The organism is Streptomyces sp. NPDC093586, from assembly GCF_044764905.1.
In the GTDB taxonomy this organism is placed as follows: Bacteria; Actinomycetota; Actinomycetes; order Streptomycetales; family Streptomycetaceae; genus Streptomyces.
The window spans coordinates 163,874-179,160 of record NZ_JBIWJA010000013.1 but is presented as its reverse complement, the minus strand read 5'-3'; the positions used below and the strand labels follow the sequence as shown (position 1 = coordinate 179,160).

At 71.0% G+C, this 15,287-nt stretch carries 15 protein-coding genes; 7 read left to right on the top strand and 8 right to left on the bottom strand.

Features of this window, described 5'->3' with window-relative positions; all coding sequences use genetic code 11:
- Positions 1-611 precede the first annotated feature (611 nt).
- Positions 612-1,253: a DNA-3-methyladenine glycosylase gene (locus ACIRFH_RS16660; RefSeq protein WP_403521102.1), complete on the bottom strand. Its 642-nt coding sequence runs from the start codon at positions 1,251-1,253 to the stop codon at positions 612-614.
- Between the two features lie 145 nt (positions 1,254-1,398).
- Between ACIRFH_RS16660 and ACIRFH_RS16655 the strand changes: the two genes are divergently transcribed.
- The 3 genes from ACIRFH_RS16655 (at position 1,399) to ACIRFH_RS16645 (ending at position 3,484) form a co-directional block, all read left to right on the top strand.
- On the top strand, positions 1,399-2,181 hold the full coding sequence (locus ACIRFH_RS16655; protein WP_403521101.1) for a sporulation protein: 783 nt from the start codon (positions 1,399-1,401) through the stop codon (positions 2,179-2,181).
- A gap of 49 nt (positions 2,182-2,230) precedes the next feature.
- Positions 2,231-2,770: a YbhB/YbcL family Raf kinase inhibitor-like protein gene (locus ACIRFH_RS16650; RefSeq protein WP_403521099.1), complete on the top strand. Its 540-nt coding sequence runs from the start codon at positions 2,231-2,233 to the stop codon at positions 2,768-2,770.
- A 207-nt stretch (positions 2,771-2,977) separates the two neighbouring features.
- Positions 2,978-3,484 carry an HNH endonuclease gene (locus ACIRFH_RS16645; protein WP_403521097.1) on the top strand — a complete coding sequence of 169 codons (507 nt, stop codon included), beginning with the start codon at positions 2,978-2,980 and terminating at the stop codon, positions 3,482-3,484.
- A gap of 133 nt (positions 3,485-3,617) precedes the next feature.
- On the opposite strand, the gene ACIRFH_RS16640 is transcribed toward ACIRFH_RS16645, so the two are convergent.
- The 3 genes from ACIRFH_RS16640 to ACIRFH_RS16630 all read right to left on the bottom strand — a co-directional run bounded on the left by ACIRFH_RS16640 (position 3,618) and on the right by ACIRFH_RS16630 (position 6,033).
- Positions 3,618-4,577: an SPFH domain-containing protein gene (locus ACIRFH_RS16640; RefSeq protein WP_403521095.1), complete on the bottom strand. Its 960-nt coding sequence runs from the start codon at positions 4,575-4,577 to the stop codon at positions 3,618-3,620.
- 173 nt (positions 4,578-4,750) lie between these two features.
- Positions 4,751-5,182: an NfeD family protein gene (locus ACIRFH_RS16635; RefSeq protein WP_403521093.1), complete on the bottom strand. Its 432-nt coding sequence runs from the start codon at positions 5,180-5,182 to the stop codon at positions 4,751-4,753.
- 53 nt (positions 5,183-5,235) lie between these two features.
- Positions 5,236-6,033, bottom strand: coding sequence for an ABC transporter ATP-binding protein (locus ACIRFH_RS16630; protein WP_403521091.1), 798 nt, complete (start codon positions 6,031-6,033; stop codon positions 5,236-5,238).
- 152 nt (positions 6,034-6,185) lie between these two features.
- Here ACIRFH_RS16630 and ACIRFH_RS16625 point away from each other — a divergent pair, with 152 nt between their 5' ends.
- A complete protein-coding gene (locus tag ACIRFH_RS16625; RefSeq protein ID WP_403521089.1) occupies positions 6,186-6,974 on the top strand; it encodes a hypothetical protein in 789 nt (262 codons plus the stop codon).
- Positions 6,975-7,193: 219 nt separating this feature from the next.
- On the opposite strand, the gene chpE is transcribed toward ACIRFH_RS16625, so the two are convergent.
- From chpE to ACIRFH_RS16610, 3 genes are all read right to left on the bottom strand, one after another.
- Entirely contained in the window at positions 7,194-7,439 is a 246-nt protein-coding gene (chpE, locus tag ACIRFH_RS16620; RefSeq protein WP_403521087.1) for a chaplin ChpE, read from the bottom strand.
- Positions 7,440-7,590: 151 nt separating this feature from the next.
- Positions 7,591-8,232, bottom strand: a complete 642-nt coding sequence (locus ACIRFH_RS16615) for a response regulator (protein WP_403521085.1) — start codon at positions 8,230-8,232, stop codon at positions 7,591-7,593.
- Entirely contained in the window at positions 8,225-9,403 is a 1,179-nt protein-coding gene (locus ACIRFH_RS16610; RefSeq protein ID WP_403521083.1) for a GAF domain-containing sensor histidine kinase, read from the bottom strand. Before ACIRFH_RS16610 ends, ACIRFH_RS16615 begins: the two co-directional genes overlap by 8 nt.
- A 224-nt stretch (positions 9,404-9,627) precedes the next feature.
- On the opposite strand from ACIRFH_RS16610, the gene ACIRFH_RS16605 reads away from it, so the two are divergent.
- The 3 genes from ACIRFH_RS16605 to ACIRFH_RS16595 all read left to right on the top strand — a co-directional run bounded on the left by ACIRFH_RS16605 (position 9,628) and on the right by ACIRFH_RS16595 (position 12,575).
- A complete protein-coding gene (locus tag ACIRFH_RS16605) occupies positions 9,628-10,326 on the top strand; it encodes an SDR family NAD(P)-dependent oxidoreductase (RefSeq protein ID WP_403521081.1) in 699 nt (232 codons plus the stop codon).
- Complete coding sequence (locus tag ACIRFH_RS16600) at positions 10,323-11,540, top strand: S-adenosylmethionine:tRNA ribosyltransferase-isomerase (protein WP_403521079.1); 1,218 nt, start codon at positions 10,323-10,325, stop codon at positions 11,538-11,540. Before ACIRFH_RS16605 ends, ACIRFH_RS16600 begins: the two co-directional genes overlap by 4 nt.
- Before the next feature lie 276 nt (positions 11,541-11,816).
- Positions 11,817-12,575 (top strand): transglycosylase SLT domain-containing protein, encoded by a 759-nt coding sequence (locus ACIRFH_RS16595; RefSeq protein ID WP_403521077.1) that lies wholly within the window; start codon positions 11,817-11,819, stop codon positions 12,573-12,575.
- 96 nt (positions 12,576-12,671) lie between these two features.
- Here ACIRFH_RS16595 and ACIRFH_RS16590 read toward each other — a convergent pair whose 3' ends face one another.
- Positions 12,672-15,254, bottom strand: coding sequence for an FHA domain-containing protein (locus tag ACIRFH_RS16590; RefSeq protein WP_403521075.1), 2,583 nt, complete (start codon positions 15,252-15,254; stop codon positions 12,672-12,674).
- Positions 15,255-15,287: the final 33 nt, after the last annotated feature.

The following is a 15,287-nucleotide window of genomic DNA, read 5'->3' as shown; positions in this document are numbered from 1 at the left end:
TCTCCGTGAATGTTTACCGGTGATCCGGTGCACACATCACGAGAGCGGAACGGCCGGAGGAATGATCCGACCGTTCACAGCGTCCTCGCTGTGTTCTCTTCAAAGGAACCACGTCCCGGCCGTGCGGCCGGAGACGGGGTATCAACATATCTGGCGTTGACTTTTGGCACGCTGTTGAGTTCTCAAGGAACGGACGCTTCCTTCGTACTCACCCTCGCGGGCTTTCCTCCGGGCGCTTCCCTTCGGTCTTGCGTTTCCGACTCTATCAGATCCTTTTCCGATCCGATTTCCTCGGTGCTTTCCAGGTTCCCGCTTCCGCGTTTCCCTTTCCGGCGGTTCCGACTCTATCAGATCTTTTTGATCTGATTTCCCGGTCGGCGGGGTTCGTCGAGACTTTCGGGCTTTCGCTCGTCGGCCTTTCGACATTCACTACGTTAGCCGATTTCCTCGTCGGCTCATAATCGAGCCGGTGAGTCGAATTCGGACGTGCGGGCACGACGGAATCCGCCCCGTGAGGGGAATCGTGGTAGTGGGTTGGCCGCTCCGGCTGCAGGCGATCGCCGTACCCGGTTCAGCGGCTTGGACTACATTACGCGCCTCGTAGGGGCGAGTCAACTTCGACGGCGCCGGGGCACATGCGCACGGTACGGGCTGACCGTCGGGTCGTCCGCAACCCAGTAGCGCCAGGGGTGGACGCCGCCCTCGCCGGCCACGCCGGTGCGCGGGCCGTTGCGCACCTGGTCACGGGATACGGGGGTGCCGGTCAGGATGCGCAGCGGGGTGCCGTCGGTGCCGCAGGCGTCCGTGCCGTTCAGGGCGCGGTCCACGCCGAGGGCGGTGGCCAGGCGGGCCGGGCCCTTGGCCAGTTCCTTGTCGTTGCGGGCCGAGAGTCGACGGCTGCGGGCCAGCTCGGCGCCCTCGATGATCTCGCCGGCGCGGAGCAGAACGGCGCTCGCCCGGCCTTCGGGGCCACAGACCAGGTTCATGCAGAACCACATGCCGTAGGTGAAGTAGACGTACACGTGTCCGGGGGGACCGAACATCACGTCGTTGCGGGGCGTGCGGCCTCGGTAGGCGTGGGAGCCGGGGTCGTTCTGGCCGTCGTAGGCCTCGACCTCTGTCAGGCGGAGGGCGATCGGACCGTCCGGGGTGTTCCGCAGGAGGACGCGGCCCAGGAGATCGGGGGCCACCTCGAGGATGGGGCGGTCGAAGAATTCCCGGGGCAGGGGCGTACGGTCAAGGGTCGCGATCATGCCGTCCGAGCGTAACGCAGGTGGGGGGGTTCTCAGGGGTGGTCAGCGGGCGCCCGCCTTGTCAGGGTGGGGGCGCGGAACCGGTCACGGCCGGATCGCGTTTCTAGGGACCAAGGGTTCACACACAGCCTGGAGAGGGAGAGACATGGCGTTCAAGAAGCTGCTCGCGAGCCTGGGGGCCGGCGGAGCTTCGGTGGAGACCGTGCTGAGCGAGGACAACGTCGTTCCGGGCGGTGTCGTCCAGGGTGAGGTGCGGATCCAGGGTGGTTCGGTCGACCAGCGGATCGAGGGCCTGTCGGTCGGTCTGCAGGCCAAGGTCGAGGTGGAGAGCGGCGACCAGGAGTACAAGCAGGACATCGAGTTCACGAAGGTGCGGCTCGGTGGTGCCTTCGAGCTGAAGGCCGGGGCCGTGCACGCGGTGCCGTTCGGGCTGGAGATCCCCTGGGAGACGCCGGTCACGATGATCGACGGGCAGGCGCTGCGCGGGATGAACATCGGGGTCACGACCGAGCTGGAGATCGCTCGTGCCGTGGACTCCGGTGATCTGGACCCGATCAACGTGCATCCGCTGCCGGCGCAGAAGGCGATCCTGGACGCGTTCATCCAGCTGGGCTTCCGCTTCAAGAGCGCGGACATGGAGCGCGGTCACATCCGGGGTACGCGGCAGAAGCTGCCGTTCTACCAGGAGATCGAGTTCTTCCCGCCTCAGCAGTACCGCGGGCTGAACCAGGTCGAGCTGAGCTTCGTGGCCGACGCGCAGGCGATGGACGTCGTGTTGGAGATGGACAAGAAGCCGGGCCTGTTCAGCGAGGGCAGCGACACGTTCCGGTCGTTCAAGGTGGGGCTGAACGACTACCAGGGGACCGACTGGGCGGCGTACCTCAACCAGTGGCTGTCCGAGGTCGGCAGCAAGCGGAACTGGTTCTAGTGGTTCTAGGCTCGGTCATCTCTGCACCACACGATCAGGAGGTACCGAGGTGACCGAGCTCAAGCGGCGTCCGCTCCCCCATGACTTCCACCCGCCCGTGCCGTCGTTCACGGTCACGAGTGACGATGTCCAGGAGGGGGCGACGCTCAAGGACGCTCAGGTCTACGCGGCCGGCAACACCTCTCCGCATCTGCGGTGGGAGGGATTCCCCGCCGAGACCAAGAGTTTCGCCGTGACGTGCTTCGACCCGGACGCCCCGACGGGCAGCGGTTTCTGGCACTGGGTGGTGTTCGACATCCCGGCCTCGGTGACCGAGCTGCCGGCGGGTGCGGGCAGCGGCACGTTCGAGGGGCTGCCGGAGGGTGCCGTCCAGGCGCGCAACGACTACGGCGGCAAGGAGTTCGGCGGTGCCGCGCCGCCGGCCGGGGACGGGCCGCACCGGTACGTGTTCACGGTGTACGCCGTGGACCAGGAGAAGCTGGGTCCGGACGCCGACGCGACGCCCGCCTTCGTGGGTTTCAACCTGCGGTTCCACACGATCGGGCGTGCCCAGCTCGTCGGTGAGTACGAGGTGCCCGCCGACAGCTGAGCAACCGGGCGTTCATGGAACGTTTGCCCGCCTCTGGTCTTGGAAGTGATCAGGGGCGGGCATTTTTGTTGCCGGGGGCCTTGGAGGGGATGCGGGACGGCCCTCGTGGTGAGCGGCGGATATTGCGTTGTCCATCCCGGCGTGCCCGGCCAGAGTTGATCCCAGCCCGCCAGGGGGTGGGCCGGTGCACACGGGAGGTGGGCTGGTATGCGGGACACGCTGGTGCTGAACGCGAGCTTCGAGCCGCTGTCGACGGTGACGTTGAATCGAGCCGTCGTTCTGGTGCTCCAGGACAAGGCCGTCGTCGAGCAGGCCCACCCCGAACTGCGGATGCGCGGAGCCGCGCTGGACATACCGGCGCCCCGGGTGATCAGGCTGTGCCAGTACGTGCGGGTGCCCTTCCGAAGACGTGCGCCGTGGTCGAGGCGGGGTGTGCTGGTCCGGGACCGGCACCGGTGCGCCTACTGCGGTGGGCGGGCGACGACCGTGGACCACGTGGTGCCGAGGTCGCACGGCGGGCAGGACACGTGGCTGAACACGGTGGCGTCGTGCGCACAGGACAACCACCGCAAGGCGAACCGGACGCCCGAGCAGGCGGGGATGCCGCTGCTGCGGGAGCCGTTCGAGCCGACTCCCGCCGATGCGATGTTGCTGGCGCTGGCCCGGGACGACTTCGACGCGCTTCCGGAGTGGTTGGCGCTGGACGCGGCGTAGGGCGTCCGCCGGGTTGGGTCGTCCTTCGGCCGACAATCCTGTGCGGCTGGTCGTGCCCACGCGGCGGGGCCGCGTATCGACGCGGCCCCGCGCCTCTGAGGTGGGTGCGGGGCCGCGTCGTTTCCGGGGTCCGTCAGTCGATGCTCGGCTTCTCGCGGCGTTCCTGGGGCGGGACCGTGCTGCCCGTGGAGTTGCCGTTGCCGCCCGAACCGCCGCCCAGGCCACCGAAGTTGCCCATGGCGCCGGACAGTCCCTTGAGGGCGTCACCGATCTCGCTGGGGACGATCCAGAGTTTGTTGGCGTCGCCCTCGGCGATCTTCGGGAGCATCTGGAGGTACTGGTAGGAGAGCAGCTTCTGGTCCGGGTCGCCGGCGTGGATCGCCTCGAAGACCGTGCGGACGGCCTGGGCCTCGCCCTCGGCGCGCAGGGCGGCGGCCTTGGCCTCACCTTCGGCGCGCAGGATCTGGGACTGCTTCTCGCCCTCGGCGCGCAGGATCTCGGACTGCCGGACACCCTCGGCCTGGAGGATCGCGGCGCGCTTGTCGCGGTCGGCGCGCATCTGCTTCTCCATCGAGTCCTGGATGGAGGTGGGCGGTTCGATGGCCTTGAGCTCCACGCGGTTGACGCGGATGCCCCACTTGCCGGTGGCCTCGTCCAGGACGCCGCGCAGGGCCGCGTTGATCTCCTCACGGGAGGTCAGGGTCCGCTCCAGGTCCATGCCGCCGATGATGTTGCGCAGCGTGGTGACGGTGAGCTGTTCGATCGCCTGGATGTAGCTGGCCACTTCGTACGTCGCGGCGCGGGCGTCGGTCACCTGGTAGTAGATGACGGTGTCGATGTTGACGACCAGGTTGTCCTGGGTGATCACCGGCTGCGGCGGGAAGGGGACGACCTGTTCGCGCAGGTCGATGCGGTTGCGGATGGTGTCGATGAAGGGGACGACGATGTTGAGTCCCGCGTTCAGCGTCCGCGTGTAGCGGCCGAAGCGCTCGACGATGGCGGCGCTGGCCTGGGGGATGACCTGGATGGTCTTGATCAGGGCGATGAAGACCAACACCACCAGGATGATCAGAACGATGATGACCGGTTGCATCGTGGCTCCGCGTACCCTTCTCCGCCCGAGCGCTTCGGCGGATGTCCAAGGAATCTGTCGGCCCTGGTGACCCTGACGACTGCTGATCCTACGGCTGTTGAAGATCTTGCCGGTCGAGTCTGACAGACCGTCGCATGCCCCGGGGCACGTTCGGGCCACTTGCGTCGGGCCGGTCACATGACGATCGCCGTGGCCCCCTCGATGTCCACGACGTCCACTTCCTGGCCCGCTTCGTAGGCCCGGCCGGTGTCGAGTGCTCGGGCCGACCAGACCTCACCGGCGAGTTTGATCCGGCCGCCGTTGCCGTCGACCCGCTCCAGCACGACGGCCTGTCTGCCCTTCAGGGCGTCCACCCCCGTGGCGAGTCGGGGCCGCTGGGCGCGGTGCCGGGCGGCGATGGGCCGCACCACGGCGATGAGGGCGACCGAGACGATGACGAAGACGAGTACCTGGAGGACGAGTCCGGCCCCGACGCCGGAGGCGACGGCGGCCGCGGCCGCGCCGACGGCGAGCATCCCGAACTCCGGCATCGCGGTCACGACGAGCGGGATTCCGAGCGCCGCCGCGGCGACGAGCCACCACACCCATGCGTCGATGTCGTTCACGTGGTCATGGTAGGTCCGTGACACGTGCCGGGGACAGGGCGCACGGGGGGCGGTCAGGTCAGGGGCAGCCCCTGTGCGGTCCAGCGGTCGCCGACCCGCTCGACGACGAGCGGGAGGCCGAAGCAGAGGGAGAGGTTGCGGGAGGTGAGTTCGAGCTCCAAGGGGCCCGCGGCCAGGACCTTGCCCTGACGGATCATCAGGACGTGGGTGAAGCCCGGGGCGATCTCCTCGACATGGTGGGTGACCATGATCATCGAGGGGGCGATGGGGTCGCGGGCGAGGCGGCCGAGGCGGCGGACGAGGTCCTCGCGGCCGCCGAGGTCGAGGCCGGCGGCCGGCTCGTCCAGGAGCAGCAGCTCGGGGTCGGTCATCAGGGCGCGGGCGATCAGCGTGCGCTTGCGCTCGCCCTCGGAGAGGGTGCCGAACCTGCGGTCCAGGTACTCGGTCATGCCGAGGCGGTCGAGGAAGGCGCGGGCGCGCTGCTCGTCGATGTCCTCGTACTCCTCCTGCCAGCCGGCGGTCATGCCGTAGGCGGCGGTCAGCACGGTCTGCAGGACGGTCTGGCGCTTGGGCAGCTTGTCGGCCATGGCGATGCCGGCCATGCCGATGCGCGGGCGCAGCTCGAAGACGTCGGTGCCGGGCCGGCCGAGGGTCTCGCCGAGGACGGTGGCGGTGCCCTTGCTCGGGTAGAGGTAGCTGGACGCGACGTTGAGGAGGGTGGTCTTGCCGGCGCCGTTGGGGCCGAGGATGACCCAGCGCTCGCCCTCCTTGACCGACCAGGAGACCTGGTCCACCAGAGCCCGGCCCTCGCGGACCACGGATACGTCCTGAAGCTCCAGAACATCGCTCATGAGCGCAGTGTCTCCCCTTGCAGTGTGGCCGGTCTCGGCTGTCGCGTACGCCTGTGGCTGGGGCCGACGCGCCGGTGGGCGCAGGCCCTCCAGGAAATCTACGCCACCGGTCGGCTTCGCTGTTCCATCGGTCCGGTCCTTAGGGTGGGGGCATGCTCTCGGAACCACGCGCAGGGCGCCTTGCCGCCTGGGGAAATGCCCTTATCGCCGGAATCGTCCCGCCGGACGACGCCGCGGCCGCGATCGTCGGCGAGGACGCGGTGCACCGGGTGGAGGGGTTGCCGGGTGAAGCGGGGCCCGTGGGTCTCACGCTGGCGCTCGGGCGGTTGCGGGCGCTCGGGGTGACCGGGCTGCGGGTCGCTCTGCCCGCGCCGGGGCATCCGCTGGGGCTGAGCGGTCCGCCGGAGTTCAACGCGCGGGCGCTGGAGGCCGGGGAAGCGGTGATCTGTCACGGGGCCGCGCTGGGGCTGGTGCCGGAGGTGTACGAGGCCGGGCCCTCGGGCGATGTGCACGTCGAGGTGGTGTGGCACTGCCTGCCGGTGCGGGAGGCTCCGCCGGCGGACGTGCCGTCGCTCGGGGAGGCGGAGCGGGAGCTGGCGGAGGCACTGCGGGACGCTACGGAGGTGCTGACGCGGTTGGACGTGGCCGGGTCGGGTCCGGTGGCCCAGGCGGCCGTGGCCGCGTACCGGGCGCGGGCGGAACGCGGGCGGGAGGTGTTGGCGCCGGGGTATCCGCCGCGGGCGGTGCGGGTCCTGGAGCTGGCGCAGCGCGTGGGGGCGTTGGTGGCGCTGGCGTACGAGAACGGGCACGGGGGTGCGGTGAGCGCGTCGGAGATGGCGGCGCGGGGGGAGGCGTTGCGGCCGGTGGAGCGGACGGCTCGGCGGGCGCAGGTCGCGGCGTACAACTCCGTTGTGGAGGAGCGGGAGAAGGGGGTGCGGTGACGTCCCTCTGTGGGGGCGCCCGGCGTCGGTGACTGGGGGCGGGGGTGGGGCGCGCGGCCCGGCGCTGACGGAGTGCCCGGCGTGGGCGCGGGGCGGGGGTGGGGCGCGCGGCCCGGCGCTGACGGGGTGCCGCTGCGCCCACCCGTGCCGCCCCAGCGGCACGACTGCCCGCAGCTAGGACGGCACGGCGGCTGCCCGCAGACCGGGGTGCGGGGTGGGTCAGTGGTTGAGGCCCAGGTTGCCGAAGGCCGGGTTCAGGAGGCCGACGACGTTGACGCTGTTGCCGACGGCGTTCACCGGGATGTGGACCGGCGCCTGGACGACGTTGCCCGAGACGACACCCGGGGAGCCGACGGCCTCACCGTGGGCGTGGGAGCCCTCGGTGGCGGAGGCCATGCCCGCACCGGCGGCGATCAGCCCGCCGGCCACCATCGTCACGGCCGCTGCCTTCTTCAGGTTCTTCACTTGCGAAACCCTCCCTAGCGATGGCCGCGGCACGCACTGGAGAACGGTCGGGCGCGGGGAAGGATGCGCCATGTGGGGGACATTCCCACGACAGTATGAATCTCAGACCGGAGTGGACCGCTCCGGTCGCCGTGGCGCACCGGCCGGGCTGTCAGCCGGCCGCACCGTGGCGTACGGCCCACAGTGCGGCCTGCGTGCGGTCCGCGAGGTCGAGTTTCATCAGGATGTTGGAGACGTGGGTCTTCACGGTCTTCTCGGAGAGGACCAGCGCCCGGGCGATCTCCCGGTTGGACCGGCCGTCCGCTATCAGGCACAGCACCTCGCGCTCCCGCTCCGTGAGGGAGCCTCCCCTCCCCTGGCCGGAGCCGCTCTCCTCCTGGGACAGCAGGGCGCCCGCGATCTCGGGCTGCAGCAGGATGTGCCCGGCGTGGACGGAGCGGATCGCGCCGGCCAGCGCGTCGGGGTCGACGTCCTTGTACACGTAGCCCGCCGCGCCCGCCCGCAGGGCCGGGACGACCGTGCGCTGCTCGGTGAAGCTGGTCACGATCAGGACGCGCGCCGGGTTGCCGAGCTCGCGGAGTCTGCGCAGCGCGTCGACGCCGTCCATGCCCGGCATCTTGACGTCCATGAGGATCACGTCGGGTTTCAGCCGCTCGGCGCGTTCGACGCCGTCGGCGCCGTCGGCGGCCTCGCCCACGACCTCGATGTCGTCCTGCACCTCCAGGAAGGTGCGCAGCCCCCGGCGGACCACCTGGTGGTCGTCGACGAGCAGCACCTTGATCGCATCAGCCACCGGGAACCTCCATCTCGATCGTGGTGCCCTTGCCGGGCGCCGACTCCACGGTCAGCCGGCCGCCCGCGCCGTTCGCCCGGTCCCGCATGGAGACCAGGCCCAGGTGGCGTCCCGCGCGGCGCACCGTGCGCGGGTCGAAGCCGCTGCCGTCGTCGGTGACCCGCAGCACGGCTCCGGGGCCGCGCCGGCTCAGCGTCACGTCGACGTGTTCCGCTCCGGAGTGGCGCAGCGCGTTGTGCAGCGCCTCCTGGGCGACGCGCAGCACGGCCTCCTCCTGGGCGGCGGGCAGGGCCTTCACCCCGTGTCCGGCGAAGGTCACGCGCGCGGTGTGGGCGCGGTCGAGGACCTGGACCTGGGTGCGGAGGGTGGCGACGAGTCCGTCCTCGTCCAGGGCGGCGGGGCGCAGCTCCACGACGGCGGCGCGCAGCTCGTCGGCGGCCTCGGCGGCGAGCGCGGCGACCTGCTGGAGCTCCCCCTTGGCGCGCGCGGGGTCGCGGTCGACCAGGGTGGCGGCGGCCTGGGCGGTCAGGCGCAGCGAGAACAGTTTCTGGCTGACGGCGTCGTGCAGTTCGTGGGCGAGGCGGGAGCGTTCCTCGGCGATGGTCAGCTCGCGGCTGCGCTCGTACAGGCGGGCGTTGGTGAGGGCGATCGCGGCGTGCTGGGCGAGGATGCCGAGCAGTTCCTCGTCCTCCTCGGTGAAGCCGCAGCCGCCCCGGGGCTTCTCGCGCGGGGGGTGTGAGGGGTTTCCCTCCACAGGGCGCAGCTTGTTGGCCAGGAAGAGCGCGCCGATGACCTCGTCGCCGTCGCGGATCGGCAGGCCCAGGAAGTCGGCCAGGTCGGGGTGGGCGGACGGCCAGCCCTCGAAGCGGGGGTCCTCGCGGACGTCGGCGAGGCGCTCGGGCCGGGCCTCGTGCAGCATCGCGGCGAGGATGCCGTGCTGGCGGGGCAGGGGGCCGATGGCCTTCCACTGCTCGTCGCTGACGCCGTCGACGACGAACTGGGCGAAGCCGCCGTGGTCGTCGGGGACGCCGAGGGCCGCGTACTGGGCGTCGAGCAGCTCGCGGGCGGAGGCGACGATCGTCTTGAGGACGTCGCGCACCTCGAGGTGCCTGCTCATGGCCAGCAGCGCGGAACTCACCGCGGCGAGGCCGGACCGGGGGCCGTGACTCATGTCCTCACGGTACCGGCGGGCTGTGACAGTGCGGATCGGTCGGGTGACGGCCGGGGCCTGGGGCGCTGGACCTAGGACGGAGGGTCCAGGCCCGGAGATCCCGTCCTCGGGGCCTAGGGCGAAGGGCCCCGCGGGGTTGCGGCCCGTGCCCGAGGCGGTCGGTGCGGCCCCGTTCCTAGGTTGAGGCCACGCCGATCAAGGCGCCGACGACGAGGAGACGGATCATGCCGGTAGCGATCATCACAGGGGCGTCGAAGGGGCTGGGCCGGGCGCTCGCCGGGGCACTGGCGGAGCGGGGCTGGGATCTGGTGCTCGACGCCAGGACTCCCGAGGTGCTCGGGGAGACGGCCGAGGCGCTGGCGTCGTACGGCACGCGGGTGACCGCGCTGCCCGGGGACGTCACGGACGCCGGGCACCGGGCGGAGCTGGTGGCCGCGGCGTGGCGGCTGGGCGGGGTGGACCTGCTGGTCAGCAACGCGAGTGCGCTGGGAGCGGAGCCGCTGGTGCGGCTGGAGGAGCTGCCGCTGGACGGGCTGCGCCGGGCGCTGGAGGTGAACACGGTGGCCGCGCTGGGTCTGGTGCAGGAGGCGCTGCCGTTGCTGCGGTCGGCCGCGGCGGGCGCGGTGATCACCCTCAGCTCGGACGCCGCCGCCGAGGCGTACGGGACGTGGGGCGGTTACGGGGCGTCCAAGGCGGCCCTGGACCAGCTGGCGGCGGTGCTGGCCGTCGAGGAGCCGGGGCTGCGGGTGTGGGCGGTCGACCCCGGGGACATGGCGACGGACCTGTACGCGGCGGCCGTACCGGACGACGACGGTCCGCGGCCCGATCCGGCGGATGTCGTCCCGGCGCTGCTGCGGCTGCTGGACGAGCGCCCGGCGAGCGGCCGCTACGCGGCCCCCGCGCTGCTGGAGGGACGGCGGTGACGCCGGCGACGGGGGTTCCCGCGCGTGAGCCCGTTCGAGCGTGGGGGCGCGTGCCCGAGGGGCTGTCGGCACGGTTGCCGGCCGAGCAGCGGGGCCCGGGGCGGGGCCGGGACGACGTACGGCTGCTGGTGTCCCGGGGCACGGAGGTGTCGCACCACTCCTTCCCGGAGCTGCCGCGGCTGCTGCGGGCCGGGGACCTGCTGATCGTGAACACGTCGCCCACGCTGGCCGCGGCCGTGGACGGGCGGGTGGGGCACGCGCGCGTGGTGGTGCACTTCTCCACGCGCGGGGACGACGGCCGGTGGGCGGTGGAGCTGCGGGAGCCGGACGGGCGGGGCACCACGCGCGCGCGTGCGGGAGTGGAAGGAGCGGGAGGGGGAGCGCCGTCCCGGGAGGGAGGCCGGCTCGCGGGGACGGAGGTGCGGCTGCCGGGCGGCGGGCGGCTGGTGCTGGAGGAGCCGCTGAGCGCCCGCGGGGAGCGGCTGTGGTGGGCGCGGGTGACCGGGGCGGAGGTTCCCGCGGTGCTGCGGGAGCACGGGCGGCCCATTCGCTACTCCTATACGGAGCGGGACCAGCCGCTGTCCGTGTACCAGACCGTGTTCGCGCTGCCGTCCGCCGACGGGGCGGGCAGTGCGGAGATGCCGAGTGCCGCGCGTCCCTTCACCGCGCGGCTGGTGACGGAGCTGGTGAGCCGGGGGGTGCAGTTCGCGCCGGTGACGCTGCACACGGGGGTGGCGTCGGCGGAGGCGCACGAGCCGCCGTATCCGGAGTGGTTCCGCGTGCCGGAGGCATCGGCGCGGCTGATCAACGCCGCGCGGGTGGAGGGCCGGCGGGTCGTGGCCGTGGGGACGACGGCCGTGCGGGCGGTGGAGTCGGCGGCCGGTGCCGACGGGGTCGTACGGGCCCGGGAGGGGTGGACCGGTCTGGTCGTCACTCCCGAGCGCGGGGTGCGGGTGGTGGACGGACTGCTGACGGGGCTGCACGAGCCGGAGGCGTCACACCTGCTGATGCTGGAGGCGGTGGCGGGGCGGGCGGCGGTCGACCGCGGGTACGAGGAGGCGGTGCGCGGGCGCTACCTGTGGCACGAGTTCGGAGACGTCCATCTCCTGCTGCCGCAGGAGGGACGCGGGAGGAACGTGCGAGGCCCGGAAACTCCCCTCACACAACGCATTGCTCAAGCAACCGTCAGTGAGACGGACGGGAGCGCGATGTGAGCCCGCGCATAGGGTGCACGTCACGTACGAAGGGGAGTAGGAGAACGACTCGTCCGTTTTGAGCGGGACAGATGGTCCTGTCTGCCCCGTTTTGCCGGACCCTGATCCACTACCTGGGATCGTACGTCACACCTTTGCCTCCCGATTTTGCGGCCGCTAAGAATTGCTCTCGTCGCTCAGCGCCGTGGGTTCGCCCCGCGGCGTTTGTGCCCCGAAGCACCCCTGTCCCCACCGGACGAGAGCGACCTCCGCGCTATCGAAGAGGTCTATCCCGCCATGCCCAAGAACATCCTCACCCGTGGTTATCGCAGCTCCCTGGACCGCGTTCAGAAGCTGAACCGCGTCCAGAAGGCCGCGTTCGCCGGTGTCGGCACGCTCGGCGTCACCGCCGTCGCCCTCGCCGCCTTCCCGGCCGGCGCGCAGACGACGACCACGAGCGAGGCCGCTCCGGCGGCCAAGGTGGCGTACAGCAGCCAGCAGCAGGTCATGGACGTGCACGCCGACGTCGCCGACCAGCTCGCCGGTGCGAGCCAGAAGATCGCCGCCATCGAGGCGAAGAAGGAGGCGGCCGTGAAGCAGGCCGTCGCCCAGAAGCAGGCGGCCGCCCAGAAGCAGGCCGCCGCGAAGAAGGCCGTCGCCGAGCGTCGGGCGCAGGAGACCGTGAACCGGTCCGCCCAGCGCTTCGAGGTGAAGCAGGTCTCCGCGAAGTCCTACCCGAACAACCTCGACGGCTGGATCCGCGAGGCCCGGGCCATCATGGCCAAGCACAACATCCCGGGTACCTACAGCGGCATCCACCGCAACGTCATGCGGGAGTCCTCCGGCAACCCGATGGCCATCAACAACTGGGACGTCAACGCCATCAACGGCATCCCGTCGAAGGGCCTGCTCCAGGTCATCCCGCCGACGTTCAAGGCCTACCACGTGCCCGGCACGTCCTGGAACATCTACGACCCGGTCGCCAACATCGCCGCCGCCTGCAACTACGCCGCGGACAAGTACGGCTCCATGGACAACGTCAACAGCGCGTACTGAGGTCGGCGCGGACCTCTTCACGCCGGCGCCCGGCCGAACGCCGAAGGGCGGCACCCTCCTGACGGGGTGCCGCCCTTCGGGCGTTCACGGACGCGGTTACTTGCGCATGACCTCGGGCTCGTGGCGGCGCAGGAAGCGGGCCACGAAGAAGCCGCAGATCACACCGAGGACGATCAGCGCGGCCATGTCCAGCCCCCAGGCGCCGACGGAGTGCTCCCACAGCGGGTCCGTCCCGGCGCCCTCCTCGGGCGGGCTGATCTTGTTGAAGTCCAGCGTGGCGCCGGCGGCGGCGACCGCCCAGCGGGACGGCATCAGGTACGAGAACTGGTTGACGCCTACCGTGCCGTTCAGGGCGAAGAGGCAGCCGGTGAAGACGACCTGGATGATCGCGAACATGACCAGCAGCGGCATGGTCTTCTCCGCGGTCTTCACCAGCGACGAGATGACCAGACCGAACATCATCGAGGTGAAGCCCAGTGCCATGATCGGCAGGGAGAGCTCGATCAACGTGGAACCGCCGAGGATCAGGCCCTCCTGCGGGATCTCCCGGCTGGCGAAGCCGATCACGCCGACCAGCAGGCCCTGGAAGACGGTGATCATGCCGAGCACGAACACCTTCGACATCAGGTACGCCGACCGCGACAGTCCGGTCGCGCGCTCCCGCTCGTAGATGACCCGTTCCTTGATCAGCTCGCGGACGGAGTTCGCGGCGCCGGCGAAGCAGGCGCCGACCGCGAGGATCAGCAGGACCGTGGTGGCGGTGCCGTTCGGGATGATCCGGCCGGTCTTCGGGTTGACCGGGTTGGGCAGCAGGCCCTTGTCCGCGTCGATGAGCAGGCTCACCGCGCCGAGCACGGCCGGCAGGATCACCATCAGGGCGAGGAAGCCCTTGTCGGAGGCGATCACCGAGACGTAGCGGCGCACCAGGGTGCCGAACTGCGACAGCCAGCCCTGCGGCTTCGGCGGCCTCATCGCCTGCATCGGCGGGACCTGTACGGCCTGCGGCGCGACGGCGTCGATGTCCGCGGCGTACATCTGGTAGTGCTGCGAGCCCTTCCAGCGGCCCGCCCAGTCGTAGTCGCGGTAGTTCTCGAAGGCGGAGAAGACGTCGGCCCAGGAGTCGTAGCCGAAGAAGTTCAGCGCCTCCTCGGGCGGGCCGAAGTAGGCGACCGAGCCGCCCGGCGCCATCACCAGCAGCTTGTGGCAGATCGCCAGCTCGGCCACCGAGTGGGTGACGACGAGGACGGTGCGGCCGTCGTCGGCGAGGCCGCGCAGCAGCTGCATGACGTCGCGGTCCATGCCCGGGTCGAGACCGCTGGTCGGCTCGTCGAGGAAGATCAGCGACGGCTTGGTCAGCAGCTCCAGGGCGACGGAGACGCGCTTGCGCTGGCCGCCGGACAGGGAGGTGATCTTCTTGTCCTTGTGGATGTCGAGCTTGAGCTCGCGCAGCACCTCGTCGATGCGGGCGTCACGCTCGGCCGCCGTGGTGTCGGCGGGGAAGCGCAGCTTGGCCGCGTACTTGAGGGCCTTCTTGACGGTCAGCTCCTTGTGCAGGATGTCGTCCTGCGGGACCAGACCGATGCGCTGGCGCAGCTCGGCGAACTGCTTGTACAGGTTCCGGTTGTCGTAGAGGACCTCGCCCTGGTCGGCGGGCCGGTAGCCGGTGAGCGCCTTGAGCAGGGTCGACTTGCCGGAGCCGGAGGGGCCGATGACCGCGACCAGCGACTTCTCGGGGACGCCGAAGGAGACGTCCTTGAGGATCTGCTTGCCGCCGTCGACCGTGACGGTCAGGTGACGGGCGGAGAAGGACACCTCGCCGGTGTCGACGAACTCCTCGAGCCGGTCGCCGACGATCCGGAACGTCGAGTGGCCGACGCCGACGATGTCGGCCGGGCCGAGCAGCTGGGAGCCGCCCTTGGCGATCGGCTGGCCGTTGACGTACGTGCCGTTGTGCGAGCCGAGGTCGCGGATCTCCATGCGCCCGTCGGGCGTGGAGTGGAACTCCGCGTGGTGGCGGGAGACCTGCAGGTCGGAGACGACCAGCTCGTTCTCCAGGGCGCGGCCGATGCGCATGACGCGGCCGAGCGAGAACTGGTGGAACGTGGTCGGGCTGCGGTCCCCGTGGACCGGTGGCGCCCCCGCCGCGCCGCCGGGTCCCTGCTGCTGGGGGAAGGGCGTCGCGGCCTGCTGCGGCTTCGGTGCGGGCTGCTGCGGTACGGCCTGCTGCGGCTGCTGCCAGCCGGCCTGCTGCTCCTGCTGCTGCGGGGCCTGCTGCTGCGGGGCCTGCCGCGGCGGCTCCTGCACCGGTGCCTGCTGCGCCCAGCCCGCGTTCGCGCCCTGCGCGGCGTACGGCTGCTGCTGGGCCTGCGGCGTGCCGGCGGCGGACTGCGCGGCGGTCAGGCTCAGGCGCGGTCCGTCGGTCGCGTTGCCCAGGTTCACGACCGTGCCGGCGGCGAGTTCCAGGTGCTGGATCCGCTGCCCGTGCACGAACGTGCCGTTGGTGCTGCCGTGGTCCTCCAGGACCCAACCGCGGCCGTTGAAGCTGATCGTGGCGTGGCGCCAGGAGACCCTGGCGTCGTCGAAGACGAGTTCCCCCTGCGGATCGCGCCCGAGCGCGTAAGACCGGGACGGATCGAGCGTCCAGGTCCGTCCATTAGATTCCAGTACGAGTTCCGGCACTCCATGCCCCACTAGTTGTCCCCCGAATAGCCC

Bases quoted from the DNA above. Each gene is read 5' to 3' on its own strand.
- ACIRFH_RS16610 (WP_403521083.1), bottom strand. From the start codon at position 9,403: ATGAGTCACGGCCCCCGGTCCGGCCTCGCCGCGGTGAGTTCCGCGCTG.
- ACIRFH_RS16645 (WP_403521097.1), top strand. From the start codon at position 2,978: ATGCGGGACACGCTGGTGCTGAACGCGAGCTTCGAGCCGCTGTCGACG.
- ACIRFH_RS16630 (WP_403521091.1), bottom strand. From the start codon at position 6,033: ATGAGCGATGTTCTGGAGCTTCAGGACGTATCCGTGGTCCGCGAGGGC.
- ACIRFH_RS16660 (WP_403521102.1), bottom strand. From the start codon at position 1,253: ATGATCGCGACCCTTGACCGTACGCCCCTGCCCCGGGAATTCTTCGAC.
- ACIRFH_RS16605 (WP_403521081.1), top strand. From the start codon at position 9,628: ATGCCGGTAGCGATCATCACAGGGGCGTCGAAGGGGCTGGGCCGGGCG.
- ACIRFH_RS16595 (WP_403521077.1), top strand. From the start codon at position 11,817: ATGCCCAAGAACATCCTCACCCGTGGTTATCGCAGCTCCCTGGACCGC.
- ACIRFH_RS16625 (WP_403521089.1), top strand. From the start codon at position 6,186: ATGCTCTCGGAACCACGCGCAGGGCGCCTTGCCGCCTGGGGAAATGCC.
- ACIRFH_RS16640 (WP_403521095.1), bottom strand. From the start codon at position 4,577: ATGCAACCGGTCATCATCGTTCTGATCATCCTGGTGGTGTTGGTCTTC.
- ACIRFH_RS16655 (WP_403521101.1), top strand. From the start codon at position 1,399: ATGGCGTTCAAGAAGCTGCTCGCGAGCCTGGGGGCCGGCGGAGCTTCG.